The 25,831-nt window shown below is 70.4% G+C and carries 24 protein-coding genes and 1 pseudogene; 10 read left to right on the forward strand and 15 right to left on the reverse strand.

Annotated elements, in window-relative coordinates:
• Positions 1 to 3: 3 nt before the first annotated feature.
• Both M8C13_RS24210 and M8C13_RS24215 read right to left on the reverse strand, forming a co-directional pair.
• A complete protein-coding gene (locus M8C13_RS24210) occupies positions 4 to 1,131 on the reverse strand; it encodes a C45 family peptidase (protein WP_252482971.1) in 1,128 nt (375 codons plus the stop codon).
• 1 nt (position 1,132) lies between these two features.
• Positions 1,133 to 1,687 carry a GNAT family N-acetyltransferase gene (locus M8C13_RS24215; protein WP_252482972.1) on the reverse strand — a complete coding sequence of 185 codons (555 nt, stop codon included), beginning with the start codon at positions 1,685 to 1,687 and terminating at the stop codon, positions 1,133 to 1,135.
• Between the two features lie 94 nt (positions 1,688 to 1,781).
• Between M8C13_RS24215 and M8C13_RS24220 the strand changes: the two genes are divergently transcribed.
• Both M8C13_RS24220 and M8C13_RS24225 read left to right on the forward strand, forming a co-directional pair.
• Positions 1,782 to 2,690: a TetR/AcrR family transcriptional regulator C-terminal domain-containing protein gene (locus M8C13_RS24220; RefSeq protein ID WP_252482973.1), complete on the forward strand. Its 909-nt coding sequence runs from the start codon at positions 1,782 to 1,784 to the stop codon at positions 2,688 to 2,690.
• A complete protein-coding gene (locus tag M8C13_RS24225; protein WP_252482974.1) occupies positions 2,687 to 3,493 on the forward strand; it encodes a class I SAM-dependent methyltransferase in 807 nt (268 codons plus the stop codon). Before M8C13_RS24220 ends, M8C13_RS24225 begins: the two co-directional genes overlap by 4 nt.
• Here the strand turns inward: M8C13_RS24225 and M8C13_RS24230 are convergent.
• The gene (locus tag M8C13_RS24230) at positions 3,483 to 4,811 is read right to left on the reverse strand and encodes a M14 family zinc carboxypeptidase (protein WP_252482975.1); all 1,329 of its coding nucleotides are present in this window, start codon (positions 4,809 to 4,811) and stop codon (positions 3,483 to 3,485) included. The genes M8C13_RS24225 and M8C13_RS24230 overlap by 11 nt on opposite strands.
• 53 nt (positions 4,812 to 4,864) lie before the next feature.
• On the opposite strand from M8C13_RS24230, the gene M8C13_RS24235 reads away from it, so the two are divergent.
• A complete protein-coding gene (locus M8C13_RS24235) occupies positions 4,865 to 5,467 on the forward strand; it encodes a TetR/AcrR family transcriptional regulator (RefSeq protein WP_252482976.1) in 603 nt (200 codons plus the stop codon).
• Between the two features lie 149 nt (positions 5,468 to 5,616).
• Positions 5,617 to 6,789 carry a transposase family protein gene (locus M8C13_RS24240; RefSeq protein ID WP_252482977.1) on the forward strand — a complete coding sequence of 391 codons (1,173 nt, stop codon included), beginning with the start codon at positions 5,617 to 5,619 and terminating at the stop codon, positions 6,787 to 6,789.
• Between the two features lie 626 nt (positions 6,790 to 7,415).
• On the opposite strand, the gene M8C13_RS24245 is transcribed toward M8C13_RS24240, so the two are convergent.
• Together M8C13_RS24245 and M8C13_RS24250 are read right to left on the reverse strand one after the other, a co-directional pair.
• Positions 7,416 to 9,020, reverse strand: coding sequence for an ABC transporter permease (locus M8C13_RS24245; protein ID WP_252482978.1), 1,605 nt, complete (start codon positions 9,018 to 9,020; stop codon positions 7,416 to 7,418).
• The gene (locus M8C13_RS24250; RefSeq protein WP_252482979.1) at positions 9,017 to 9,940 is read right to left on the reverse strand and encodes an ABC transporter ATP-binding protein; all 924 of its coding nucleotides are present in this window, start codon (positions 9,938 to 9,940) and stop codon (positions 9,017 to 9,019) included. The genes M8C13_RS24245 and M8C13_RS24250 overlap by 4 nt, the downstream gene beginning before the upstream one ends.
• A gap of 93 nt (positions 9,941 to 10,033) precedes the next feature.
• Between M8C13_RS24250 and M8C13_RS24255 the strand changes: the two genes are divergently transcribed.
• On the forward strand, positions 10,034 to 10,531 hold the full coding sequence (locus tag M8C13_RS24255) for a GbsR/MarR family transcriptional regulator (protein WP_252482980.1): 498 nt from the start codon (positions 10,034 to 10,036) through the stop codon (positions 10,529 to 10,531).
• 12 nt (positions 10,532 to 10,543) lie between these two features.
• On the forward strand, positions 10,544 to 11,053 hold the full coding sequence (locus M8C13_RS24260; protein ID WP_252482981.1) for a GbsR/MarR family transcriptional regulator: 510 nt from the start codon (positions 10,544 to 10,546) through the stop codon (positions 11,051 to 11,053).
• A gap of 410 nt (positions 11,054 to 11,463) precedes the next feature.
• On the opposite strand, the pseudogene M8C13_RS24265 reads toward M8C13_RS24260, so the two are convergent.
• Positions 11,464 to 11,694 (reverse strand): annotated as a pseudogene (locus M8C13_RS24265) (IS21 family transposase); the annotation flags it as partial.
• A 721-nt stretch (positions 11,695 to 12,415) separates the two neighbouring features.
• On the opposite strand from M8C13_RS24265, the gene M8C13_RS24270 reads away from it, so the two are divergent.
• On the forward strand, positions 12,416 to 13,423 hold the full coding sequence (locus tag M8C13_RS24270) for a hypothetical protein (RefSeq protein WP_252482983.1): 1,008 nt from the start codon (positions 12,416 to 12,418) through the stop codon (positions 13,421 to 13,423).
• Between the two features lie 209 nt (positions 13,424 to 13,632).
• Here M8C13_RS24270 and M8C13_RS45525 read toward each other — a convergent pair whose 3' ends face one another.
• A complete protein-coding gene (locus M8C13_RS45525) occupies positions 13,633 to 13,977 on the reverse strand; it encodes a cupin (RefSeq protein ID WP_252482984.1) in 345 nt (114 codons plus the stop codon).
• Positions 13,978 to 14,061: 84 nt separating this feature from the next.
• Between M8C13_RS45525 and M8C13_RS24280 the strand changes: the two genes are divergently transcribed.
• The gene (locus tag M8C13_RS24280) at positions 14,062 to 14,334 is read left to right on the forward strand and encodes an antibiotic biosynthesis monooxygenase (protein WP_252482985.1); all 273 of its coding nucleotides are present in this window, start codon (positions 14,062 to 14,064) and stop codon (positions 14,332 to 14,334) included.
• Positions 14,335 to 14,347: 13 nt separating this feature from the next.
• Here M8C13_RS24280 and M8C13_RS24285 read toward each other — a convergent pair whose 3' ends face one another.
• Positions 14,348 to 15,574 (reverse strand): serine hydrolase, encoded by a 1,227-nt coding sequence (locus tag M8C13_RS24285; protein ID WP_252482986.1) that lies wholly within the window; start codon positions 15,572 to 15,574, stop codon positions 14,348 to 14,350.
• Between the two features lie 240 nt (positions 15,575 to 15,814).
• On the opposite strand from M8C13_RS24285, the gene M8C13_RS24290 reads away from it, so the two are divergent.
• Positions 15,815 to 16,543, forward strand: a complete 729-nt coding sequence (locus tag M8C13_RS24290) for a helix-turn-helix domain-containing protein (RefSeq protein ID WP_252482987.1) — start codon at positions 15,815 to 15,817, stop codon at positions 16,541 to 16,543.
• An 18-nt stretch (positions 16,544 to 16,561) separates the two neighbouring features.
• On the opposite strand, the gene M8C13_RS24295 is transcribed toward M8C13_RS24290, so the two are convergent.
• The 5 genes from M8C13_RS24295 to M8C13_RS24315 are packed head-to-tail and all read right to left on the reverse strand — an operon-like array spanning position 16,562 to position 22,625.
• A complete protein-coding gene (locus tag M8C13_RS24295) occupies positions 16,562 to 17,563 on the reverse strand; it encodes a TIGR03842 family LLM class F420-dependent oxidoreductase (RefSeq protein ID WP_252482988.1) in 1,002 nt (333 codons plus the stop codon).
• Between the two features lie 14 nt (positions 17,564 to 17,577).
• Positions 17,578 to 19,071 (reverse strand): CoA-acylating methylmalonate-semialdehyde dehydrogenase, encoded by a 1,494-nt coding sequence (locus M8C13_RS24300; RefSeq protein ID WP_252482989.1) that lies wholly within the window; start codon positions 19,069 to 19,071, stop codon positions 17,578 to 17,580.
• Between the two features lie 8 nt (positions 19,072 to 19,079).
• Entirely contained in the window at positions 19,080 to 20,486 is a 1,407-nt protein-coding gene (gene hydA, locus M8C13_RS24305; protein ID WP_252482990.1) for a dihydropyrimidinase, read from the reverse strand.
• Complete coding sequence (locus M8C13_RS24310) at positions 20,483 to 21,781, reverse strand: aspartate aminotransferase family protein (RefSeq protein ID WP_252482991.1); 1,299 nt, start codon at positions 21,779 to 21,781, stop codon at positions 20,483 to 20,485. Before M8C13_RS24310 ends, hydA begins: the two co-directional genes overlap by 4 nt.
• Position 21,782: 1 nt before the next feature.
• Positions 21,783 to 22,625 (reverse strand): nitrilase-related carbon-nitrogen hydrolase, encoded by an 843-nt coding sequence (locus M8C13_RS24315; RefSeq protein WP_252482992.1) that lies wholly within the window; start codon positions 22,623 to 22,625, stop codon positions 21,783 to 21,785.
• Between the two features lie 133 nt (positions 22,626 to 22,758).
• On the opposite strand from M8C13_RS24315, the gene M8C13_RS24320 reads away from it, so the two are divergent.
• On the forward strand, positions 22,759 to 24,057 hold the full coding sequence (locus M8C13_RS24320; RefSeq protein WP_252482993.1) for an alpha/beta fold hydrolase: 1,299 nt from the start codon (positions 22,759 to 22,761) through the stop codon (positions 24,055 to 24,057).
• Positions 24,058 to 24,079: 22 nt separating this feature from the next.
• Here the strand turns inward: M8C13_RS24320 and M8C13_RS24325 are convergent, their stop codons facing one another.
• Together M8C13_RS24325 and M8C13_RS24330 are read right to left on the reverse strand one after the other, a co-directional pair.
• Positions 24,080 to 24,952, reverse strand: coding sequence for a S8 family peptidase (locus tag M8C13_RS24325; protein WP_252482994.1), 873 nt, complete (start codon positions 24,950 to 24,952; stop codon positions 24,080 to 24,082).
• An 83-nt stretch (positions 24,953 to 25,035) separates the two neighbouring features.
• Positions 25,036 to 25,806: an APH(3'') family aminoglycoside O-phosphotransferase gene (locus M8C13_RS24330; RefSeq protein WP_252482995.1), complete on the reverse strand. Its 771-nt coding sequence runs from the start codon at positions 25,804 to 25,806 to the stop codon at positions 25,036 to 25,038.
• Between the last annotated feature and the right edge of the window lie 25 nt (positions 25,807 to 25,831).

Raw genomic sequence — 25,831 nt, forward strand, 5'->3', positions numbered from 1 at the left:
TTGCTACACCGAGAAGACCAGCTCTTCGGTGTAGCGGCCGTCGGCGAGGTAGAACTTCGCCGACATGGTGCCCGCGCCCAGGTCGAACACCGTGCGCCACAGCGTGCGGATCGGGTAGTCGGTCGGCGAGCTGGCGTCGAAGCCGATGTCGGCCAGCGCGGCGCGCAGCGAGTCCGCGGACATGGTCGCCCCGGTGCTCTTGGTCAGCTGCTGGTAGCGCTGGAAGGTGAACAGCGTCTCCACGTTGTCCTCGGGCAGGTTCTCCGCGCTGGGGTGCCGGTGCAGCAGGTGGTTGGTCACGCACAGCGCGCCGTCGCCGTCGGTGATGTGCTCGTTCCCGCCCGGCCCGCGCTCCCAGACGAAGGCGTCCCCGCCGGCGTCGGCGACCAGGTAGTGCAGGGGAGTGCCCATGTCGTACTGCTTGGCGTGCAGCAGCGCGGCCCGGGCCTCCTCGGCGGTCCGGCAGGTGTCCAGCAGGAACCGGGGCAGCTGCACGCTGTTCACGCCGACCTGCGGACCCTCGTCCACCGGGGCGGTGGCGTTCTCCGCGTCGGCGATCAGCAGCACCACCGCGAGGCCGTGCTCGTTGATGCCGTCCATGCAGCCGTCCAGGGTGTCCATGGTCAGCACCAGCGTGGCCGGGCCGTCGACCGGCCTGCTGTGCACCAGGGTCGGCCGGGAGGCCATCGGCGGGTCGGTCGAGGGCGGCACCTGGGCGCCGGTCATCATCGCGAACAGCTCGGCCTGGCTGGTGGTGAAGAAGTCGTAGTTGCGGGCGAGCAGCCCACGGCCCTCCTCGGTCTGGTTCGGCGGCACGTGCGTCGCCGAACAGGCCGAGCCGCCGGGCACCGGGCTCAGACCGTCCACATAGTACTCAGCCGCGTCGAAATCCAGGCCGAGAGCCGTTGCCGCGCCCCGCATCCGCTCGTGGTGCTGCGGCCAGTTCAGCTGGAACCAGCGCCGCCGGGCCAGCTCCTTGCGCCGGTCCGCCGGAATCGGCCGCCAGCCATAGGTCTGCTGCGCCGCCTCGGCCAGCGTGCCGCCGATCGCGGCCTGGTCACCGCTGGCGCTCACCTGGCGCAGGGTCAGGAAGTCCGAGCCGCCGCCACCGGCGACGATCGTGTTCGACATGTCAGTTCTCCTTGGTATCGCGCCACATCGGCCACACGGTCGGGCCGTCGGGCAGTTCGATCGGGTTCCCCAGCTGCCGGAAGCCGTGCCGCTCGTACAGCGGCAGGTTCCGGCTTGAGCTGGCCTCCAGGTACGCGGGCAGCCCCTCGGCCTCGGCCCGGCGCAGGCCCTCGGCCAGCAGCGCCCCGCCGAGACCGAGTCCCTGCTTGCCTGGCGTCACCCCCAGGAACGCCAGGTACAGGTGCGGTTGCTCGATGGGATGCCGCTGGGCCAACAGGTCCACCAGGATCCGCAGCCGGGCGGGCAGTTCGACCTCCGGCGGCGGGGCGATCCGCGCGTCAGCCGGGACCGGCAGCCACACCGCGGCCGCGTCCGCGCCGGCGACGTCCAGGGTTCCGGCCTTCGCCGACTCCGCCACCGCCTGCTCGAACAACCTGCCCGCGCTGACCCGCCGCTGCTCGGGCGGAGCGGGGAACATCCACCGCGTCAGCGCCTCCTCCAGGAAGGCGTCGCACAGGATCTCGACGGCGTCTTGCGTACGCTGTATCGGTGCCATGACTGAACTGTGCCGAGTTCGCGCGGTTCACCGCAACGAAATCGAACGGACAGGGGAGATAACTCCACCAATCCGTACTAGTACACTTGGGCTCGTGAGCGAGATCGAACCGCCGTTCCGGCGCATTGCCGCCGCCATTGCCGCGCGGATCACCGCAGGTGAGCTGGGACCGGGTGACCGGGTGCCGTCCACCCGCGCGGTGATGCGCGCGTGGGGGGTCGCGCTGGCCACCGCGGCCAAGGCGCTGGACCTGTTGCGGCAACAAGGACTTGTCGAGACCCATCCGGGCGCGGGCACCGTGGTCCGCGCCCCCGCCGGTGCGCCCCGGCGGTCCTCAGCTGCCGCGCCGAGCTTGACCAGGGCCCGGATCACCACCGCGGCGATCCGGCTGGCCGATGCCGAGGGCCTGGACGCGGTGTCCATGCGCCGCCTGGCCACCGAGCTGGGCACGGGGCCGATGTCGCTGTACCGGCACCTGGCCGGCAAGGACGAGCTGGTGTACCTGATGATGCGCCGGGTCTTCGCCGGCCGCCCGCTGCCGGTGCCGCCACCGCCCGGCTGGCGCGCGCGGCTGACCGTGGTCTCCCGCACCCAGTGGGCGCTCTACCGCGCGCATCCCTGGCTGGCCGAGCTGGTCTCGATCACCCGGCCGCGGCTGGTGCCGGAGGCCATGGCGCACACCGAGTGGACGCTGGCCGCGCTGGCCGGGCTCAAGCTCAGTCTGACCGAGCGCCTGCGTGAGGCGATCACCCTGCCCGCCTACGTCCGCGGCGTGGCCCTCGCGCACTCCGCCGAGCTGGCCGCGACCAAGGACACCGGGCTGACCAGCAGCGAGTGGTGGGGGGAACGGGAGCAGGAGGTCATGGCGCACCTGAACTCCGGCCGCTATCCCCATCTGTCCACAATGGACGCAGCGGTGGTGGAGGACCTGGACGGGTTGTTCGAGCACGGCCTGGCCCGGCACCTGGACGGGTTGGCGGCCCGGCTACGGTTGGGCGCATGAGCGAGGAGCGGCTCGACCTGACCGGCGTCGCCGACGACGACGTCACCTGGACCCTGCTCGGCACGCTGTACCTGCGGGCCTGGGAAAGCGGCTCACCACAGCCGATACTGGGCGACCACCATGCCGCCGAGGCGATCCGGCGGATCGACTACGACTTCGCCAAGCTGCACCGGCGGGTCCGCCCGGAGGCCAACCAGTACCTGGTCGCCCTGCGCGCCACCCAGTTCGACGACTGGGCCGCCGACTTCCTGCGCCGCCACCCCGATGCCGTGGTGCTGCACCTGGGCTGCGGCCTGGACAGCCGCGCGCTCCGGCTGACCCCGCCGTCCACTGTGGACTGGTTCGACCTGGACCAGCCCAAGGTGATCGAGCTGCGCCGCAAGCTGTACCCGGAACGCGAGCACTACCACCTGATCGGTTCCTCAGTCACCGACCCGTCCTGGCTGACCGGTGTCCCGGCCGACCGCCCGGCCCTGGTCATCGCCGAGGGCCTGCTGCCCTATCTGGGCGAGGCTGAGGTGCGGCAGCTGCTCCAGCGCCTGGTGACGCACTTCGGCTCCGGTGAACTGCACTTCGACGCCGGGGCGCGCTGGCTGGCCAAGCTCTCCCCGCTGGGTGCCTGGGGCCTGCGCGAGGCCGGCGAGGTGGAGCGCTGGCACCCGCGACTGCGCTGCCGGGAAGAGGTCGCCTTCACCGCTCGGTACGCCAAGATCCCGTCCCCGGCCTACCGGCGGCTCTATCAGGTCATGAACGCGATCCCGTTCTGCCGCAACATCTTCCGCGAGTACCGGTTCAGCTTCTGAGCACCGCCGCCGCGGCCAGCACCGCGCCCAGCTGTGCCGCGACCTGCTGCCGCAACGGGATCGGTGTGCCCGGCAGCTCCTCGCCCGCCCGCAGCCATTCGGTGAACAGCTCCTCCGCCTGCGCCCGTGCCGCGCGCAGCGGCGGGCGCACGTTGCCCGTGGCGCGCTCGGCGTCCAGCAGCCGGAGCAGGGTGCCTGCCATGCGCGGCACCATGGTGTGCGGCAGCGACTGGAAGGAACAGACTTCGGCCACGGTCGCCGGGCGCGCCCCGTCCGGGCCTGCCGCGATCCGCTGCCAGCCCGCGTGCATCCGGTGGGCAGCGCTCAGCATGCCGCGCAGGCCCCGGTGGTGCGGGGTGTCCAGGCGCAACGCGGGTTCGGCCACCGTCAGCGCCGACTCGACCGCCTCGGTTCCGGCCGAGAGAGCAGCCAAGCAGGCGGTCAGGGTTTCCGCGAGGTGCTGCCCGGCCGGGCTGGTGTCGGCGGCACGCGGATCGGCCCATATCGGCACCTCGGTGATCACGGTGACCGTGCCGTGCCGGGCCGCGTACTCCGCGCTGCTCGCGCCGAACGCGCCCTCGCCGGCGGGCGCGCCCTCGGTCAGCTCGGCCACCGGCGGCAGGCGCAACACGCCGGGGGCCAGCTCGTTGACGGCCGGGATCTCCCACACCGTGTGCTGTCCCGGCAGGCCGGTCCACTCCGCCACCGCGGCCAGCGCGGCCACCACCTCGGGGCTCGCGCCGGTGGTGTAGTGGAACAGCCCGCCGTACTCGGCGTTGTGCAGCGAGGCTTGCACCACCGGGCGCAGCTCGTCGATCAGCCGGGACAGCGCGACCGTCTCCGGCAGCATCCGGTCGAAGTACCAGTGCTCGGCCAGGTGCGGGAAGGTCCACTCCGGCTGCTCGGCCAGGTCCGGCCGGTAGAAGCCGCGCCCGTAGGCCGCCCGGTCGCCGGGGCTGGCGAACCAGCTCTCGTTCAGCCGGGCCCCGTCCGGGTCGATGCACGGCACCAGGTGCCAGCGCAGCCCGGCCCGCAGCTCCGGCCGCGCGCACAGCAACCGGCCCAGCTCCCGCACGGTCAGCCCGCCCACCGGCTCGTTCGGATGCGGCCCGCCCAGCACCAGCGCGTTCGCCGTCCCATCCCCGATCGAGGCCACCCGGATCGGCTCGCCCTGCCGCGAGGTGCCCACCCGCCGCACCGTCACCAGCTCCGGATACCGCCCGGCCAGCTCGTCCAGCTCCGCCTGCTGCTCGTCCACGGTCGGATACCGGTCCACCTCCGGCAGCCCGGCCAGCACCGCCCGAATCCCCTCGAACATGACCACCCCATCTGATAGCAACGCTATTCAATAGTGACGCTATCCTATGGACCATGTCCGGCAGAAGAGCGGAGTCCAAGCTCCGCAACAGCCACGCCCTGGTCACCGCTGCCCGCCACCTGTTCCTGGCCGACGGCTACCACCGGGTCGGCATCCAGGCCATCGCCACCGAGGCCGGGCTGACCATCGGCGCCATCTACTCGCTGTTCGGCTCCAAACAGGGCCTGCTGCACGCCGTGCTGGCCGACCTGGCCGGCGGCGTCGAGCGGGAGGCGCGGGCACTGGCCGCCGAACCGGAACTGGACGCCCCCGCGGTGGTGGCCAGGTACGTGCGCGCCTACCACGACTTCGTCTCCACGGTGCAGGGCTGGCGGGCGCTGCGCCTGGAGGTGGAGGCGCTGACCCTGGTGCTGGGCAGCGACGAGCCGGAGCGGGCACTGGTGGAGTTCGGCGCGGGCAGCCGGGTGGCGCTGACCGAGCTGCTGCGCGGCCGGGAGCTGGCGGGGCGGCGGCTGGGCGCGGTGCGCGCGGAGCGGGCGTCGGTGGCGGTGACGGCGCTGGTGCGCGGGCTGGCGGTGCAGAGCGCGGTGGAGCCGGGGGCGGCTACGGCGCAGCGGTGGGTGGAACTGGCGCTGGCGGTGCTGGCGGCGAGCTGAGGGGACGGGGGTTGGCGGCGGTGAGGCGGCGGTTGGCTTTGGCTGCGTGAAGTGGGATCTGGCCCACTTTTGGTGATGGATCTGGCCTCGGCGTGGGCGAAGGTCGGCCTCTGTGATCATGTTGAGCGTGTGTTGATCAAGGGTTAGCGGTGCTGTTGCCGCATCTGACTGGAGTGCTGGTCGATCGGGTCGAGGTCGTCGGCGGGGCGGTGTGGATGTGGGCGTCGCCGCGAGCGGAGGCAGTGCCCTGCCCGAGGTGCGGTGATCCGGCGACTCGCGTGCACAGCCGATACGAGCGCCGCTTGGCCGACTCGCCAGTCGCTGGCCGGAAGTTGGTGCTCCGGCTGCGGGTGCGCCGGTGGTTCTGCGACGGCACTGCCTGTCTGGTCAAGACGTTTGCCGAACAGGTCGACGGGTTGACGGTGCGAGACGGGCGGCGGAGGCCACTGCTGCGGGCGATGCTGGAGCGCATCGCGGTGGCGCTGGCCGGACGGGCCGGGCCACGGCTTGCCACCTCCTTGTCCGCTCCGGCGAGCAGGTCGACTCTGCTTCGGCTGGTCATGTCGTTACCGGATCCATCCGCCGTGACACCGAAGGTGTTGGGAGTAGACGAACTGCTCGCTCAAGGCCACAGCATCCGCGGCATCGCCCGAGGCCTGGGCTGGGGACAGAAAACCGTTCAGCGCTACGCCCGCGCCGCCACCTGGCAGGACATAGTGGACGGCAAGTGGAAAGGCCCACGCTCCAACAAGCTCGACCCCTTCAAGCCGTATCTGCAGCAGCGATGGGAATCGGGCTGCACCAACGCCTTACAGCTCCACCGGGAGATCGTCGTGCTCGGATACCCCGGCGCCTACGGACAGGTTCGCGCCTACCTCGAACAACGGCGCCTCAACCCTGAAGCCATCGCTCCGGCGCCACCGACCGTCCGCCGGGTCACCGGTTGGCTGACCCGGCATCCTGACACGCTCGCCGAAGACGACCAACCTCGCCTGAAGGCCGTCCTGGAGCAGTGCCCGGAACTGCGGGCCGCTGCAGGTCACGTCCGCGCCTTCGGCGAGATGATGACCAAGCTGCAGGGCGAACTCTTGCCAGAGTGGATCGCCGCCGTCCGAGCCGACGATTTGCCGGGCCTGACGTCGTTCGCTAACGGCTTGCAGTCCGATCTCGACGCCGTCACCGCCGGCCTGACCACGACCTGGAACTCAGGCCCAGTCGAAGGCCGCGTCAACCACATCAAGATGATCAAACGACAGATGTTCGGCCGGGCCGGTCTTGCGCTGCTGCGCAAACGAGTTCTCCTCACCGCGGTCCGCCACTGACCCTGGTCGCCTCCCAGCACGCGCATTCACCAAAAGTGGGCCAGATCCGTGAGGTGACCGCACTTGCCGGTCAAAAGCATGATCAATCTCGGTGGGAAGTAACCGCACTCGGCGTGTTGGTCGGGTGGTCCGTGGCTCGATGGTTGTCCGTTGCCGGTGAAGGTTGTCCTGGTGGCATCGAAGTCTGTCCGGATGCGAGTTTCTGCCACTCAGGTCCCCGGTGGCCCGCCGAAAGATCAGGGGCGGGAGCTGCTGTCGACGTGCTGGAACGTTGTTGTGTCCGAGGACGTCGCCCTGCTGGAGGACCTCGGGTGCGGCTTAGCCCCGGTCGGTTCTGCTGAGGGTTCCGGTGACGCTGATGCCGGGGGTTGTTCTGGTACCCAGTATCCGGCGAACAACGCCACGTCACACCGCTCGCCCGCCAGGAACCAGGCTCACCCCCCATGCCTACCCACCGCTCGACGTCCACATAGGACACATCAACGCCGTGGAGCCGGACCGAGCCGCGGCTGGGGAACCATCATCGCCGAACGTGTGCTCGGCCTGCCATGGGAACCGCGCCCGTAACGGCGGAAGGCCACCGCGGTCCCATTCCAGGCAACCACGGCGGCCTCCAACCGCCGTTCTCAGCCGAAGTCACGGCGACGGAGCCCGGCCACCCCCGCGCTCACCAGACCGGCCGCGATCACGGCGAACCAGAGCAGCGGAGCGAGCGCGAAGTCGGCGCTCGGCAGCGCTGGGGTCTGGGCGAACGGGGAGATCCGCATGACGCTCTCGCCCACGCCGCCGTAGGCCACGGCGAACTCGAGGAGGAAGCACAGCCCGAGCGCGGCGTAGGCGGCGGACGCGGCGAAGCGGGGCGCCAATCCGTACAGCGCCGCGGCGATGGCCGCCAGCACCAGGACCGAGGGCGCCCTGACCACGGCAGCGCCGAGCAGTGGCAGCAGCTCGCCTGCCAGGTCACCGGTCGCGAGGCCGTAGACAAGGCCCATCCCGAACCCGAGGCCGACCATGACGGCGACCGTGCCCGCCGCGGTCACGAGCAGGTGCCCGCCGAGCCAGCGCAACCTGCTGACCGGTCCGCTGAGGACGGTGGTGGCGCCGGTGGACAACTCCTCGGCCCGCGCCCGCAGGGTCGCCTGGATCGCGTAGATCGTCACCACCTGGCTCAGCAGGTAGAGCATCAGCCCGAAGAAGCTGTCCACCGGGCGCCCGCCGCCACCCATCTGCTCCATCAGGTCACGCAGTGCCTGGCTCTCGCCGACCTGGTCGGCGATGGTGTCGGCGGTGGTGCCCAGCGCGGCGCCGAACGCGGTCATGGCGATCGTCCAGGCGGTCAGCGTGCCGCGGTGCAGCCGCCAGGCCAGGGCCAGCGCGGACCGCAGCCGGGGCGCGGCGGTGGCCGGGCCGAGCCGGGCCGGGAAGATCCCGGCGCCGAGGTCACGGCGCGCGGACACCGCGTACGCCGCGGCCACGAGCAGCGCGACCAGCCCGGCGACGAGCAGCAGCGGCCACCAATGGTCGCCCGCGAAGGGGCGCATCGCCTGGGTCCAGCCGAACGGGGACAGCCACCGCAGCCACGAGGACTCGCTCGCGTCGGCGATCGCCCTGATCGCGTAGCAGAACCCCACACCCGCGGCGGCGAGCCCGATGGCGACACGCGAACTCGCGGTCAGCTGCGCGGCGAGCGCGGCGAGCGCGGCGGCGACGCAGCCGGCTCCCGCGAAGGACAGGGCCAGCACCAGCGAACCGCCCACGGGAAGACCCTGCGCGGCGAAACCGAGTGTCATCACCACGGCCGCACCGAGATTGGCGGCGAACGCCGCCAGCAGCGCCGCGGTCAGGCCCGCGTGCCTGCCCACCACGGTCGAGCCGAGCAGTTCGCTGCGGCCGGACTCCTCCTCCGCCCTGGTGTGCCGGACGATCAGCAGCAGGCTCGCCAGCGACAGCAGCAGCGCGACCTGCCCGCGGATCCGCCAGGCACCGATCCCCGCCTCGGAGGCGTCGAAGATCGGACCGATCATCATCAGCTGCGCCGGGTTGCCGTTGGTGGTGCCGAAGAACGCGAGGCGATCCGCCTCGGTCGGGTAGACCCCTTGCACCGACGCCAGCACCCCGATCGCGAACAGGGCGGAAAGGCCGAACCATGCCGGGATCCGCACCCGGTCCCTGCGCACGATCAATCGGACGAGCCCAGCGGTGCCGGTCAGCGCGGTCAGTGGGGCGGTCATCGGGCCGCCACCCCCTGCGCGGCGTGCTCGCCGGACAGCTCGTCTCCGTAGTGCCGTAGGAACATCTCCTCCAGCGTGGGTGGCTGGCTGACCAGGCTGTGGATACCAGCCTCGGCGAGCTTCCGCATCAGCTCCGCCAGCGCGTCGCCGTCGACCTGGCAGTGCACGCGTGGGCCCTCCACCGCCAGCGCGTGCACCCCGGGCAGGTTCTCGAGCCGGGGCACCACCCCTGCCAACTCCGCGGTGACCGTGGTGCGAGTGAGCTGGCGCAGCTCGGTAAGCGTGCCGGACTCCACGGTGCGCCCGTGCCGGATGATGCTGACCCGGTCGCACAACGCCTCGACCTCGGACAGGATGTGGCTGGACAGCAGCACCGTCCGCCCGCGGTGGCGTTCCTCGGCGACGCACTCCTGGAACACCGCCTCCATCAGCGGATCCAGCCCCGAAGTGGGCTCGTCGAAGACCAGGAGCTCCACATCGGACGCCAGCGCGGCGACGAGGGCCACCTTCTGCCGGTTGCCCTTCGAGTAGGTGCTGCCCTTCTTGCGCGGATCCAGCTCGAACCGGTCCAGCAGCTCGGCCTTGCGCCGCTCGTCGGCCCCGCCGCGCATCCTGCCGAGCAGGTCGATCACCTCCCCACCGGTCAGGTTCGGCCACAGCGTCACGTCGCCCGGCACGTAGGCCAGCCGACGGTGTAGCTCCGTCGCGTCGGCCCACGGGTCGCCGCCGAGCAGCCGCGCCTGACCGTGATCCGCCCGCAGTTGGCCCAGCAGGACACGGATGGTCGTGGACTTCCCCGCGCCGTTCGGGCCGAGGAAGCCGTGCACCTCGCCGGCCAGGACGGTCAGGTCGAGACCGTCGAGCGCCCTGGTCCGGCCGAACGCCTTGACCAGCCCGGACACCGAAATCGCATTCGTCATGCGCCCAGACTACATAGAGTTCATGAATTTCGTGAACTACGAGAACCATGTAAACTTGATCAGGTTGTCGTGGCAGGACGGAAGTGGGGTGGCATGTCCGACCGAGACGCCGGCCGGGACGCGGTCGCACGAGAGTTCCTCGAGAGGCTCGCAGTGGTCTTGTCGGACTCGGGCTATCCGCGCATGGCCGCCCGCGTGTTCTCCGCACTCCTGCTGTCCCCCGACGGCAAGCGCACTGCGGCCGATCTGGCCGAAACACTCCAGGTCAGCCCGTCCGCCGTCTCCGGTGCCATCAAGTACCTCCTGCACATCGGAATCGCGAACCGGGAGCGCGAGCCAGGAGAGCGCGTCGACCACTACCGGGTCCGCCAGAACGCCTGGTTCGCGGCGTCGACCGCGAGCGACGCGATCTATCGGCGGTTCGAGGAGGTCTCGGCGGAAGGCGTGGCGATCTTCGGCGCGGAAGCCCCGCAGGGCTCCCGCCTCGCCGAGACACAGCGCTTCTTCGCCTTCCTGCGCGACGAGATCCCCCGGCTGATGCGCGACTGGGCCGAACTGGAAGAGCGGCGAGCCGCCGCCGGCGACCGTTAGGCTCGGCCCGACATGGAAGCAGACGAGGAGAACAGCCGCGTGCACGACAGAGCCGGCCAGGACGCGGAGCAGCGCAGATACCTCGAACGATTCGCCATGGTCCTCGCCGACTCCGGCTACCCGCGCATGGCCGCCCGCGTGTTCTCCGCACTCCTGCTGTCTTCCGATGGCAAGCGCACCGCCGCCGAACTCGGTGAACTACTTGACGTCGGCGCTTCCGCTATCTCCGGCGGCGTCAACTACCTCCTGCGCACCGGGATGGCGGTCCGCGAACGGGAGCCGGGGCAACGCCGCGACCACTACCGCGTGCACCAGATGGCCTGGTTCGAAGCCCTGACCACGAGCGACAGCGTGTATCGCCGCTTCGAGGACGTCTTCCGCGAGGGCACGGAGATCTTCGGCAGCCGAACCGAGGTCGGCACCAGGCTTGCCCATTCCGAGCGCTTCTTCGCCTTCCTGCGCGCAGAGATCCCGCAGCTCATGCGCAAGTGGAAGGAACTGGACACGCACCGGCCGGGCTGATCCGGCTCCCCAGTGCCAGCTCGTTCGCGTGCCGGAAGGTCCTTGTCCGGTTCGCTTTCCCATGCCGCCTGCCAGCGGCCGATCGATACATCCACCACCCCTCGTGCCGTCACCGGCACCCGCGTCCCCGGGTCCGTCCAGGTCAGGCGCGGGGCAGCCACTCCGAGGCGCAGGGTCGACGGCACTGGAGGCTTGTACCGCTCGAAAAGTCATCGCCGTGCGTTCGTTCGTGCTGTGGGTGAGGTTCGGGTGGTTGTTGTTGCCGGACCCGAGGGTGAGATTCCCTCACCCAGATCGACAGCGCAATTCAGCGACGCAACACCGCCATCGAGCTTGGCATGCCTGGCTTTTCCGCGATCACCGGCAGCGCCGTCACCGCGTCCGTTCCTTGATCATTTTTAGTTCAGAGAAGGGACCGGGACCAGGTGGTTGCGGCGGAACCAGCCGATCCGGCCCTCGACGCCGCCCTTCTCGTGCGCGCCCTGCGAACCGGGCTGGCAGTAGAAGGGGTCGACAGACCAGTGCGAGCGGAACGCGATCCAGCGTTCGGTTTCCACCCGCTGCCGGGAAAAGCCCAGCACCTGGGCGACTGCGGCTTTGAGGTTGTCGTAGCGGATCTGGCCAAGCGGCACCCCTCCGATCGGCCAAGCGGCGCTCGTATCGGCTGTGCACGCGAGTCGCCGGATCACCGCACCTCGGGCAGGGCACTGCCTCCGCTCGCGGTGACGCCCACATCCACACCGCCCCGCCGACGACCTCGACCCGATCGACCAGCACTGCAGTCAGATGCGGCAACAGCACCGCTAACCCTTGATCAACACACGCTCAACATGATCACAGAGGCCGACCTTCGCCCACGCCGAGGCCAGATCCATCACCAAAAGTGGGCCAGATCCGTGAAGTGACCGCGGATGTCAGTCGGTCGTGACCGCACCCGGTGCGGTCACGGTGTTGGTGTTCGTGGCATGTGACCGCAGGGGTTGCCTGTGGTGGGAGGATGCGTGGTGCTCCGGAACCTTCGCCGACAACGGACATGAAGTGGCCGCGCATCGATGATGCGGTCGTCAGTGTTCGTGGGGCCATCGGTTGTCCGCGACGGGTGATTCGGGGTCGTATAGCAGTTGTACGTCGTCGGGGTTGGTGCCCAGCGCTTGAGCGATCTCGTGCCAGGTGTGGCCGTTGGCCCGGGCGTTGAGCACGAGCTGGGGGAGGAAGCGTTCGGCCTGCGTGATGAGGCTGGCGGCCAGCGGCCTGGTGGCGAGGTCGTCGCCGAGCCAGGACGACGGGCCGGGATCCCTCCCCGCCCCGTGTTCCTAGCCTGTTGGCACCTCCGTTTCCGACCGCGACCAAGGAGAGCTGCGCATGGGCAGGACACGCCGCCGCGAGGCCATCGCCGCGGCCGCGCGGGCAGCCGGCCTGGGTGAACTCGTCCGCCTCCATCGGGGACACGGCAACACGGCGGTAGCCCGGGCAGTGGCGATCGCGGTGGGCGTCGGGGCGCTTCCGGTGTGGATCGCGACCTTCGTCCTGTGGAAGGACCACGACACCACCTGGCAGTGGCCGCTGCTGGTGTGGGCGTGCCTGGCCGGGTTCGCGTACCTGCTCCTGCACCTCGGCCCCGTCCGCGGCGGCCGTCACTGGGTCGGCCTCGCCCAGCACGGTCTGGTCCTGTGGTCCGGCGACCGCACCGGTGACACGGTGAAGACCGTGACCTGGGCTGAGGCCAACGTCCTCGGGAACACGCGCGTCTGCGGCCGCGGCGATCTCCGTGCCTCGATCCTCCGGGGCGCCCCGGTTGGGCCGTGGAGCGGACGGCGCATCACCGTCGCTGCGGCCATCGCGCTGGCGACCGCAGCGATGATGTTCTTCGTCGCCGTCCCGATCGCGGCGCACCTCGTGGTCGGGGAACGGCCCCATGCGCCTTTCCAGCTCGCGCGCGTGTGCCAGGGCGGCGAGGGCTTCGGCGGGAGCACCGGCTACCGCGGACCCGGACCGCACCCGGCGGTGGTCTTCGGCGCCGATGGTTCCTGGGACTACAGCTCGGTTCCGGAGGTCCAGGCGGCGGAGGTCCAGCTCGTCGGCTGCGTTGCTCGTGTGGAGCGTGGGCCTCTGCTTCGTGCCTGTAGCTACGAGCGTGGCTACTTCCAGAGTCTGTACCTCGGCCGTTACCTGGTGACCGTCGTCGAAGTCCGGACCGGCCGCGTAGTCGGGTCGTTCTCCCTCGACGGCGAGCGCCCCGAGCAGTCCTCGCTGGAGTGCGCACACCGGATTATCGTGCACAGCTCGCAGGACCCGGTGTCCTATACCGAACCCGCGCAGGGAAGCTACCGCGCGGAGCTGGCGCGCTTCGTCGACGCGATGTTGCCCTAGCCACCTTCGCCTCGTCCCTTCCGCCTGACCTGCTCCAGCGGATGGGCTTGAGGGCTTCAGATCCAGTGGCAGCTGCGCCGTCGGTGGCGCGGCGTTGTGCGGTGGCCGCGGTGTCGTCGTCGTGATCGCGGGCGAGCGCCGAGGCGAAGTCGGCATCCAACGCCTCAGCCAGGGCCGAGCCGAGCGGCGGCGGTTGCGGTGCCCCGAGGTCAGTGTGCGGGCACCGAGACGCAGACCAGTTCGGTGTCCTCGATCGCCTCGACCGTGCCCGGACTGTCCCTCGGCACGTGCAGGTGGTCCCCGGCCACCGCGCTGACCGTGCGCCCCGCCTCCCCGACCACGATCTTGCCCCGGATCACCACCCAGACCTCGTCGTACGGGGCAGGCAGTGCAGCGCTCTCCCCGGCGCCGAAGAACGCCGAGTAGGTGCTCAGCGGCCCACCCTCGGCCGCCTCGACCGCGGGCGTCACGACGATCTGGCGGTCCCCGAACCGGACCGGCCCGCCCTCGCCCCCCGGGGTGAAGCGGCGGACCGCTGGCGTCGTGGTGCTCACGGATTCCTCCCCCTTGACCTCAAGTGCGCTGGAGCCAGCAACCTACACCTGACACACCTCGTTCGACCGTGCCGGAGGAAGAACATGATCGTCACCGTTGTCGCGGTAGCCGACTTCGACCAGTTCCTGCACACCTTCCAGACCAGGGGTGCGGCCAAGAGGCGGGAGCACGGGTGCCGGGGGGCCAGGGTGTTCCGCGATCCCAGCGACCCCAGCCGCGTCTGGTCGATCTTCGACTGGGATCCCGAGGACTACCAGCGGTTCCTCACCGACCCCGAGATCCCGTCGATCGCCAGGGAACTCGGGCTCCGGAGCGCGCCGTCGCATCCTGAGCTGATCGTCAAGTGCGACAACTGACCGCGCGCCGGCCTCACTCGTTGACGGCCTGGTACACCGTGGTCCAGAAGTCGTGGATGAGCCGGGGCGAGTCCGCGGTGGACATGCCGACCTGGGTGAGCAGGATGCCGACGAGCTGGTTGGCCGGGTCGGCATAGGTCGAGGTGCCGCTGCCGCCGTCCCAGCCGAACTGGCCGAGGGGCTGGTAGTCGGACCGGTCCACGCGCACCGTCATGCCGAAGCCCCAGCCGCCGTGCAGGCCGAGGCCGAAGGACACCTGCTGGGTGCGCCTGGCCAGTGCGTCCCTGGCCGCCTTCTGCTCGGGCGTGAGGCGGTTGGTGGTCATCAGCTCGACGGCGGTCCTGGACAGGATTCGCTCGCCCTGGTGCTGTCCGTGGTTGAGCAGCATCCGGAAGTAGGCGTGGTAGTCGTCGACCGTGGAGACCATCCCGCCACCGCCGGACTGGAACGCCGGGGGCTGGCTGTGCCTGCCGGTGGCCGCCTCGTCCCAGATCAGGAACTCGCCGGTCTCCGGGTGCGGGGCGTAGCTGGGCGGCAGGCGGTCGATCTTGCTTGCGGGCACGTGGAATCCGGTGTCCTTCATCTCCAGCGGGTCGAGCACGCGCTCGCGCAGGAACGACTCGAAGGACTTGCCGGTGACCCGCGCGACGAGCACGCCGAGCAGGTCGGAGCCGATGTGGTAGCCCCACCGCTCGCCCGGCTGGTACATCAGCGGCAGCGTGCCGAGGCGGCGCAGCCACTCATCCGGCCCGGGAACCGGCTCGCCGTGGCCGGTGAGTCCCAGCTCCTGGATCTTGGCCTGGATCGGCAGGTGCGCCTGGGTCAGGTCCATGGGCAGGCCGAAGGTGCAGGTCAGCACGTCCCGCACGGTGATCGACCGGACCGCGGGCACGGTGTCCTCCAGTGGGCTGTCGATCTGCTTGAGCACCCGGCGGTCGGCGAGCTCGGGCAGCCACTGCTCGACCGGGTCCTCCAGCCGCAGCCGGCACTCGTCGAGCAGGACCATCGCCGCGGCGGCGCCCAGCGGCTTGGAGGTCGAGGCCATCCGGAAGATGGTGTCCCGGCGCATCGGCGCGCCACCGTCGTGGCGCATGGTGCCGATCGCCTCGACGTGCGCCTCCCCGCCGCGGCTGACCAGGGCGACCAGGCCGGGGATCTTGCCGGAGTCGACGTGCCGGGTCAGCACCTCGCGGATCCGGCGCAGCCCGGTCGCGGAGAAGCCGCGGTTGTTCTCACTCATCACTGACTCCCTTGGGTAGCTTCCTGAGCGTTCGGAACTTCCCGAACGATGATGAACGTACATTGCGTTCACAGATCCGTCAACGAACCAAGCAAGCCGGATCATGTTGATACAGGGGAGAAAACGGAGAGCATTGCAATGATTGTGCGACTGAACGCAATGACGTTCCGGGTCTGCATTGCAATGGACTGCGGGTGAATGCATACTTGCGGCGACCAGGGAGACAGGAGAGGCGCACCCATGCCCGGAGGCAGGCTCACCACCGAGGACCGGCAGCACATCGCCGAGGCGCTGGCCGAAGGGCTCGGGTACGCCGAGATCGGCCGGGGCCTGGGGCGGCCGGCCTCGACGATCATGCGGGAGGTCACCCGCAACGGCGGGCCGGAGAACTACGGGGCGGACCGGGCGGAGGAGGCGACCCGGCACCGGGCGCGCCGCCGCAAGCAGGCCTCCGCGCTGCCGCCGTCGATCCCGGACAGCGGCCACGGCCGCGATCCCCAGGCGGTCCAGGAGCTGGCCGAGTCCTACACCGAACTGCTGATCCAGCAGGGGATTCCGCGGATGATGGCCAGGGTGCTGGCCTGCCTGCTGCTCACCGACTCCGGCACTCTCACCGCCGCGGACCTGGTGCAGCGCCTGCGGATCAGCGCGGCCTCGGTCTCGCACGCGGTGACTTTCCTTGAGCAGCAAGGGTTGCTGCGGCGGGAACGGGCCACCGGGGTGCGCCGCGAGCACTATGTCATCGACGAGGAGGTCTGGACCCGGTCCACCGACGCGGCGATGGAGATGAACCAGACGCTGGCCGCCGCCTCGCTGCGCGCGGTGGAGGTCCTCGGCGCGGACACCCCGGCCGGCGCCCGGTTCGAGTCCTCCGCCGAGTACCTCAGCCTGGTGAGCGAGGCCCTGGGGAAGGTCAAGGAGCAGTGGGAACAGCGCAAGGCCGCCCGGGAGGCCGGGCGGCCGCGCTGAGCTCTGGGGTGCGCCGGATCAGCCGCGCAGGGCCGGGATGACCTGCTCGCCGTAGGTGTCGATGGTGGCTTCCCTGGCGTCGTGCATGTTGTAGACCGCGAACTGGTGCACGCCAAGGGACTTCAGGTGTTCCAGGCGTTCGACGTGCTTCTCCGGCGGGCCGATCAGGCAGAAGCGGTCCACGATCTCATCGGGCACGAACTCGGTGTCCGGGTTGCCCGCGCGGCCGTGGTGGCTGTAGTCGTAGCCCTGCCTGCCCTTGATGTAGTCGGTCAGCGCCTGCGGCACGATGCTGGAGTCGTTGCCGTAGCGGGCCACCAGGTCGGCCACGTGGTTGCCGACCATGCCGCCGAACCAGCGGCACTGGTCCCGGCCGTGCGCCAGGTCGTCGGTGACGTAGGCCGGGGCGGCCACGCACATGGTGAGCGAGTCGGGGTCCCGCCCGGCCTGCTCGGCGGCGTCCCGGACGGCCTTGACCATCCACTCGGTGAGGAACGGATCGGCCAGCTGGAGGATGAACCCGTCGGCGACCTGACCGGTGAGGGCGAGGGCCTTGGGGCCGTAGGCGGCCATCCAGACCGGCAGCCTGCCCTCGCGCACCCAGGGGATGCGCACCTCCTGGTCGCCGATGGCGGTGGCGCGGCCCTCGGCCAGGTCCCGGATGACCCTGATGGACTCGCCGAGGCGGGCCAGCGTGTTCGGCTTGTTGCCGATGACGCGCATGGCGGAGTCGCCGCGGCCGATGCCGCAGACCGTGCGGTTGCCGAACATGTCGTTGAGGGTGGCGAACAGCGAGGCGGTCACCGACCAGTCGCGGGTGCCGGGGTTGGTCACCATCGGGCCGACCACCAGGCGCTCGGTCTGCGCCAGGATCTGGCTGTAGATGACGAACGGTTCCTGCCACAGCACGCAGGAGTCGAAGGTCCAGCCGTAGTCGAAGCCAGCCCGCTCGGCCCGTTTCATCAGCTCGACCACGGCCGAGGCCGGTGGATCGGTCTGCAGCACCAGTCCGAAGTCCATTGTGTCCCCTCAACTCAGCGGTTCTGCGGGAATCCCAGGTCGACACTGCTGGTCGCCGGGTCGGGCCAGCGGGTGGTGACCACCTTTCCCCTGGTGTAGAAGTGCACCCCGTCCTCACCATAGGCGTGGTTGTCGCCGAACAGCGAGGCCTTCCATCCCCCGAACGGGTAGTACGGCACCGGCACCGGGATGGGCACGTTGACCCCGACCATGCCGGCCTCGACCTCCAGCTGGAACTTCCTGGCCACCCCGCCGTCCCTGGTGAAGATGGCCACCCCGTTGCCCCACTGGTTGTCGTTGACCAGGCCGAGAGCGTCCTCATAGGACGGTGCGCGGACCACGGAGAGCACCGGGCCGAAGATCTCGTCCCGGTACACGCTCATCTCCGGGGTGACGTGGTCGACCAGGCTGACGCCGAGCCAGAAACCGTTGTCGTGTCCCGGAACCGACAGCCCGCGGCCGTCCGCGACGACCGTGGCGCCTTGTGCCGCACCGGCTTCCACGTAGCTGGCCACCCGGTCGCGGTGCTCGCGGGTGATCAGCGGCCCCATGTCCGAACCGGCGTCGGTGCCGGGGCCGATGGTGAGGCGGGCGATGCGGTCCTGGATGCGGCGGACCAGGTCGTCGCCGATGCCGCCGACCGCGACCAGCACGGAGACCGCCATGCAGCGTTCGCCCGCCGAGCCGTAGGCGGCGGAGACGGCCGCGTCGGCGGCCAGGTCCAGGTCGGCGTCGGGCAGCACCACCATGTGGTTCTTCGCCCCGCCAAGGGCTTGCACGCGTTTCCCGTTGCCGGTTCCGGTCCGGTAGATGTGCTTGGCCACCGGGGTGGAGCCGACGAAGCTCACCGCGGCCACATCGGGGTGCTCCAGCAGGCGGTTGACCGCGGTGGCGTCGCCGTGCACCACGTTGAGCACACCGTCGGGCAGTCCGGCCTCGGCCATCAGCTCGGCCACCCGCAACGCTGCGGAGGGGTCCTTCTCACTCGGCTTGAGCACAAAGGTGTTGCCGCAGGCGATGGCCAGCGGGAACATCCACAGCGGCACCATGGCCGGGAAGTTGAACGGGGTGATGCCGGCGACCACGCCGACCGGCTGCCGGATGGAGTGCACGTCCACGCCGGTGGAGGCGCCGATGGACAGGCCGCCCTTGAGCAGCTGCGGGATGCCGCAGGCGAACTCGACCACCTCCAGGCCGCGGGAGACCTCGCCCGCCGCGTCCGAGGTCACCTTGCCGTGCTCGGCGGTGAGCAGCGCGGCGATCTCCTCGCGGTGGCGCAGCAGCAGTTCCCGGTAGGCGAACAGGATCCGGGTGCGGGTGGCCAGCGAGGAGTTCCGCCAGGAGGCCAGCGCGTCCTTGGCCGCGGCCACCGCACTGTCCACTTCGGACACATCGGCGAGTGCGACCCTGGCGGTCTGCTCGCCGGTGGCCGGGTTGGTGACCACGCCGAAACGGCCGGTGGTGCTCTCGACGGTCTTGCCGCCGATCCAGTGGTTGATCGTGCGCATCGGGGTCCTCACACCAGGTACTGACACGTGTCGCGCTTGAGGAAGGAGCCGTGGCCCTTGCTGCCCAGGTACCGGTTCTCCGAGATGACCACCTTGCCGCGGGAGAGCACCACGTCCACCTTGCCGGTGATGGTCTTGCCCTCGTAGCAGGAGTAGTCGACGTTCATGTGGTGGGTCTCGGCGGAGAGGGTCTGCTTGGCCTTGGGGTCGTAGATCACCACGTCGGCGTCCGCGCCGGGGGCGATGGTGCCCTTGCGCGGGTACAGGCCGAACATCCGGGCCGGGGTGGCGCAGGCCAGCTCGATCCAGCGCCTACGGCTGATGTGCCCGTCCACCACGCCCTGGTGCAGCAGGTCCATCCGGTGCTCCACGCCGGGCAGGCCGTTGGGGATCTTGGAGAAGTCGCCGAGGCCGAGCTCCTTCTGGCCCTTGAAGCAGAACGGGCAGTGATCGGTGGAGACCACGGAGAGGTCGTTGGTGCGCAGGCCCTTCCACAGCTCGGCCTGGTGCTGCTCGGGCCGCAGCGGGGTGGAGCAGACGTACTTCGAGCCCTCGAAGCCCGGCCGTGCCAGGTCCTTTGTGGACAGATAGAGGTACTGCGGGCAGGTCTCGGCGAAGGCGTTGACCCCGTTGTCCCGCGCCCTGGCCACCTCGGCCAGCGCTTCGGCCGCGGACAGGTGCACGATGTAGACCGGCGCGCCGGCCACCCTGGCCAGCTGGATCGCCCGGTGGGTGGCCTCGGCCTCCAGCAGGGCGTGCCGGACCTGGCCGTGGAAGCGCGGGTCGGTCTCCCCGCGCTGCAACGCCTGTTCGATCAGCACGTCGATGGCGATGCCGTTCTCCGCGTGCATCATGATCAGGCCACCGTTGTCCGAGGCCCGTTGCATGGCACGGAGAATCTGCCCGTCGTCGCTGTAGAACACGCCGGGGTAGGCCATGAACAGCTTGAAGCTGGAGATGCCCTCGCCGACGAGCTGGTCCATCTCCTTGAGCGTGTGCGCGGTGACCTCGCCCATGATCATGTGGAAGCCGTAGTCGATGGCGCACTGCCCGTCGGCCTTGGCCTGCCAGGCGTCCAGGCCCTCGCGCAGCGACATGCCGGGGGTCTGCACCGCGAAGTCCACGATGGTGGTGGTGCCGCCCCAGGCCGCGGCGCGGGTGCCGGTCTCGAAGGTGTCGGAGGCGAAGGTGCCGCCGAAGGGCAGCTCCATGTGGGTGTGGCAGTCCACGCCGCCGGGCAGCACGTAGCGGCCGGTGGCGTCCAGCACGGTGTCCGCGCCGGTGGACCAGGACTCGGCCAGCCCCGACTCCGGCGCGGCCAGCGCGGCCACCTTCTCGCCCTCGATCAACACATCGGCGAGTAGTTCGTCCGCGGCGGTGACGACCAGTCCGTTGCGGATCACGGTGCGGCTCATGGCGATTCCTCCCTGGCCACGGTCAGCGCGTGCTTGAGCACCCGCAGGCCTTCCTCGGCCTCGGACCTGGTGAGCGAGAGCGGCGGGGCGATGCGCAGCACGTTGTTGTGCAGCCCGCCCTTGCCGATCAGCAGCCCGCCTTCCCGTGCCACCTCCAGGGCCGTGGTGGCCGCGGCCGGGTCCGGGTCGAGGGTGCCGGGCCGGACCAGCTCGACGCCCAGCATCAGGCCCTTGCCGCGCACGTCGCCGACCGCGGGCAGCGAACCCTTGGCGGACACCAGCTCCTGCTTGAGCCAGCCGCCGACCTCGCGCGCGTTGGCCTGGAGGTCGTTGTCCAGCGCGTAGCGCAGGTTGGCCAGTCCGGCGGCCATGGTGATCGGGCTGCCGCCGAAGGTGGACAGCGAGTTCGCCTTGAGGGTGTTCATGATCTCCGCGCGGGCGATCACGCCGCCGATGGACATGCCGTTGCCCAGGCCCTTGGCGAAGGTGACGATGTCCGGGGTCGCGCCGTGCGCCTGCCAGCCCCAGAAGTGCTCGCCGGTGCGGCCCCAGCCGGTCTGCACCTCATCGGCGATCCACAGGATGCCGTGCTCGTCCAGAACCTCCTTGAACGCGCCGTAGAGCCCGTCCGGCGGCACGCTGAACCCGCCGACGCCCTGGATCGGCTCGGCGATCAGCGCGGCCGCGTTCTTGTCGCCCTGGTCGAGCACATCGCGCAGATCGTCCACACAGGACCGGATGTAGTCGTCGTCGGAGAACTCCCGGAACGGCCCGCGGAACCGGTTGCCACCGTGCACATAGGACACTTGGAACGGCGACAGGCTGGTGGTGGACCAGCCGGAGTTGCCGGTGATGGACACCGCGGAGAAGGAGCGCCCGTGGTAGCTGTTGCGCATCGCCAGCACCTGGTTGGACCGCCGCACACCGGTGGCCAGCAACAGCGCCGCGTCGTTGGCCTCGGTGCCGCTGGCGGTGAAGAACACCCGCGCGTCCGGGATGCCGGAGACCGCCGCGACCTGCTCGGCCAGCTCCACCATCGGCCTGCTCAGGTACACCGTGGAGGTGTGCAGGATCTTCCCGGCCTGCTCGGTGACCGCCTTGGTCACCTCGGGCAGGGCGTGCGCGGTCATCGTGGTCAGGATGCCGCCGAAGAAGTCCAGGTAGCGGTTGCCCTCGCTGTCGTAGACGTGCCTGCCCTCGCCGCGGTCCAGCTCGATCGGCTCGGCGTAGTAGGCGGACAGCCAGCTGGGCAGCACCGCCTGGCGGCGGGCGTACAGCTCCGCGTGCGCTCCCATCTCAGCCCTCCGTCAGGGTTCCGTAGGCGTCCGGGCGGCGGTCCCGGTAGAAGGCCCACTGCTGGCGGACCTCGTCGATGAGGTCGAAGTCCAGGTCGCGGACGACCAGCTCCTCCTCGGTGCTGCTGGCCACCTCGCCGACCATCTGGCCGCGCGGGTCGACGAAGTAGCTGGTGCCGTAGAAGTCGTTGTCCCCGTACTCCTCCACGCCGACCCGGTTGATCGCGGCCACGAAGTACTCGTTGGCCACCGCGGCGGCCGGCTGTTCCAGCTGCCACAGGTAGGCCGAGAGGCCGCGGCTGGTCGCGGAGGGGTTGAACACCAGCTGCGCCCCGGCCAGGCCGAGCGCGCGCCAGCCCTCGGGGAAGTGCCGGTCGTAGCAGATGTAGACGCCGATCCGGCCGACCGCGGTGTCGAAGACCGGCCAGCCGAGGTTGCCGGGCCGGAAGTAGTACTTCTCCCAGAAGCCCTTGACCTGCGGAATGTGGTGTTTGCGGTACTTGCCGAGGTAGCTGCCGTCGGCGTCGATGACCGCGGCGGTGTTGTAGTAGAAGCCGGACTGCTCGACCTCGTAGACCGGCACCACCAGCACCATGCCGGTCTCCTTGGCCAGCGCCCGCATGCGCTGGACGGTCGGACCGTCGGGCACCGGCTCGGCCCACCTGTAGTGCTCGGCTTCCTGCACCTGGCAGAAGTACGGGGCGTTGAACACCTCTTGGAAGCCCATGACCTTGGCGCCCTGGGCGGCCGCGGTGCGCGCCGCGCGCTCGTGCGCCTCGATCATCGAGTCGGTGTCGCCGGTCCACTTCAGCTGGCAGATCGCGGCTCGAACCACGTTGACCACAGCTTTCCCCTCGCTTCCGGTCTGGGCGTCGGGGTCGACCACGGCAACCTATGAAGCCCATCACTCTGGTGCAATAGGCGGATTGTTACCGAACATAAATTCACCCGGGCGCCATGGAGTTAACGTTTGGCGTGTGACGACTGCGAACCGCCTGCGCACCGACCGGCTGCCCGGCCTGGTGACCACCGCCTACACCTTCGACGTACCGGTTGATCATGCTGATCCGCAAGGGGAGCACCTGAGCGTGTTCGCCCGCGAGGTGGTCGCCACCGGCCGGGAGAAGGACGAGCTGCCCTGGCTGATGATGTTGCAGGGCGGCCCCGGCCACCCCTGCGAGCGGCCGACCGCGCCCAGTCCGTGGCTGGGCCGGGCGCTGCAGGACTACCGGGTGCTGCTGCTGGACCAGCGCGGCACCGGGCTGAGCAGCCGGGTGAACCGGCAGACCCTGCCACTGCGCGGGGACGCCAAGGCGCAGGCCGCCTACCTCGGGCACTTCCGGGCGGACTCGATCGTTCGCGATGCCGAGCTGGTGCGGCAGGCGCTGATCGGCGAGCAGAAGTGGAGCATCTACGGGCAGAGCTTCGGCGGGTTCTGCTCGCTGACCTACCTGTCGCTGTTCCCCGGCTCCCTGCGCGAGTCGCTGATCACCGGCGGGCTGGCCCCGCTGAGCGCCACCGCGGACGAGGTGTACCGGGCGCTGTACCCGAGGGTGCGGGAGAAGAACGAGCGGTTCTTCGCCCGCTACCCCGGCGACCAGGAGATCGCCCGCAAGGTGGTGGAGCACCTGCTCGGAAACGACGTCCGACTGCCCACCGGGGAACGGTTGACCGCGCACCGGTTCCAGACCCTGGGCATGGGCTTCGGCACCCAGCGCGAGTTCGACTCGCTGCACTACCTGCTCGAAGCGTCCTTTGTGGACGGTGTCGGCGGGCCGGAGCTCTCCGACTACTTCCTGGCCCAGGCCGGAGCCCGGCTGTCCTTCGCCAGTGCGCCGCTGTACGCGTTGGTGCACGAGGCGATCTACAACCAGGGCAGCGCCTCGGACTGGTCGGCGCAGCGGGTGCGCGCGGAGTTCCCCGAGTTCGACCTGGAGGGCGACGGCCCGGTGCTGTTCACCGGCGAGATGATCTACCCCTGGCAGTTCGACGAGGACCCGGCGCTGACCCCGCTGAAGGAGGCGGCCGAGATCCTGGCCGCCCGCGCCGACTGGGGCCCGCTGTACGACCCGGAGGTGCTGGCGCGCAACGAGGTGCCGGTGGCCGCGGCGGTCTACTTCGACGACATGTACGTGGACGCGGAGTACTCCCTGGCGACCGCGAAGGCGGTGCGCGGCACCAAGGTGTGGGTGACCAACGAGTACGAGCACGACGGCGCGGGCCGGTCGGCCGCGGTGCTGGACCGGCTGATCAAGATGGCCCGCGGCGAGCTCTGACCCGCCGGTCACCCGCCCCCGGTCAGCCCACGAACAGCAAACGGTTGGGAGTTCCCGGCTTCAGCCCGGTGATCTTGCCCTTGGTGGCCCCGTCGACGAGGTGCTTGTGCACCTCGGCGACGGTGGCCTTCGGGTGCGCGCCCAGGTAGATCGCGACCGCGCCGGCCACGAACGGCGCGGCCTCGGAGGTGCCGTCGTGCACCGCGGTCGCGGTGTCGGACTTGCTGTCGGCCACCGGAATCGCCGCGCCGGGGGCGAACACGTCGACGCATGACCCGATCGCGGAGTGCTGCCACACCTGGTCGGTGCGGGTCACCGAGCCGACGGTGAGCGCGCCCGGCACCCTGGCCGGGGAGTTCTGGCAGGCGTCGGTGGGCGCGTTGCCCGCGGAGACCACAACCGGTACTCCGGCGTCGAGGACCTGCTGCACGGCGGCGTCCAGGGTCGCCGACTTCGGGCTGCCCAGGCTCAGGTTCAGCACCGCGGGCTTGACCGCGTTCCTGGCCACCCAGCGGATCGCCTCGACCGCGTCCACCCGCCCGCACAACGCCCGCAGCGACAGGATGTTCGCCTTGGTCGCGGTCCGCGCGGCGATCGAGGCGACCCCGGTGCCGTGCGTGGCGCAGTCCCCGCCCACGCCCTCCGGGTCGTAGACGGTCCGCGCCCGGCCACCGAAGGCCTCGTGCGTGGTCCGGATCCCGGTGTCCAGCACGTAGATGTTGACCCCCGCGCCGGTGCCGGGCGCGGTGTAACCGCCGTCGAGCGGCAACGCGCGCTGGTCGATGCGGTCCAGGCCCCAGTCAAGCGGGGCGGCGGAGGCGGCGGGGGCGAAAGCGAGCGCGCCGGTCAGGACGGCGGCGAGCAGGGGGAGGGTGCGTCGGTGCAGGGTGGTCATGCGCCCGACTGTGCGGTGTGGACCGGCGGGTGGGTACCGACGTAAGTCGCCGGGGTTTCACTTCGCGAGGCTGTTTTGAACAGCTATCCCCAGGTGAGCGGGTCGAGGTGGAGGTAGAAGCGCTGGCGCGGGGTGTCCAGGTCGATGCCGTAGCGCGCGGCGAAGGCCTCGTCGGCGGCACCGGCCTGGGCCTCGTCGGTCCAGGTCTCTCGGGAGTTGGCCAGCAGCAGGGAGAGGTCGGCGTAGCGGTCGGCCCGGCCGAGGCGGCCCAGGTCGATGAAACCGGCGACGGTGCGGGTGTCCGGGTCGAGGATGATGTTGGGCAGGCACAGGTCGCCATGGCAGACCACGGTGTCCGCGGCCTCCTGCCCCAGCCGCTGCCCGACCTGCTCCGCGATCCGCGCGAGCAGCGCGATCGGCGGCGTGTCCTGCTGTTCGACCGGCAGGAAGTCGGGGTTGACCGCCTCGCGCGCCACCACGTCCTGGGCGAGGGCGAACATCCGGGTCAGCTCGCGGCTGAACGGGCAGTCCGCCACGGGCAGGTCGTGCAGGGCGCGCACCGCCTCGGCGATCGACGGCCAGGCCCGCCACAGGTCCTCGGGCGAGACGCGGTCCGCGGGCACGCCGGGCACCGCGCTGGTGACCAGGCAGGCCCCGTTGTCGTCGCTGGTCCAGTCCAGTACCCGGGGACCGGGGATGCCGGTGCCGCTGAGCCAGTCGACGCGATCCCGTTCCTGGGCCAGCGAATCCTGTTGCCCGGCGGTGACGTGTTTGGCATAACGCTGGCCGTCAGGACTGCGCTTGACCACCGCACCGGACTCGCCACTGGTGATGGACGCCCACACGGTGATCATGGTAGCTGGTTGACTTGGCGGGGCG

This window comes from Crossiella sp. SN42, assembly GCF_023897065.1.
GTDB lineage: Bacteria > Actinomycetota > Actinomycetes > Mycobacteriales > Pseudonocardiaceae > Crossiella.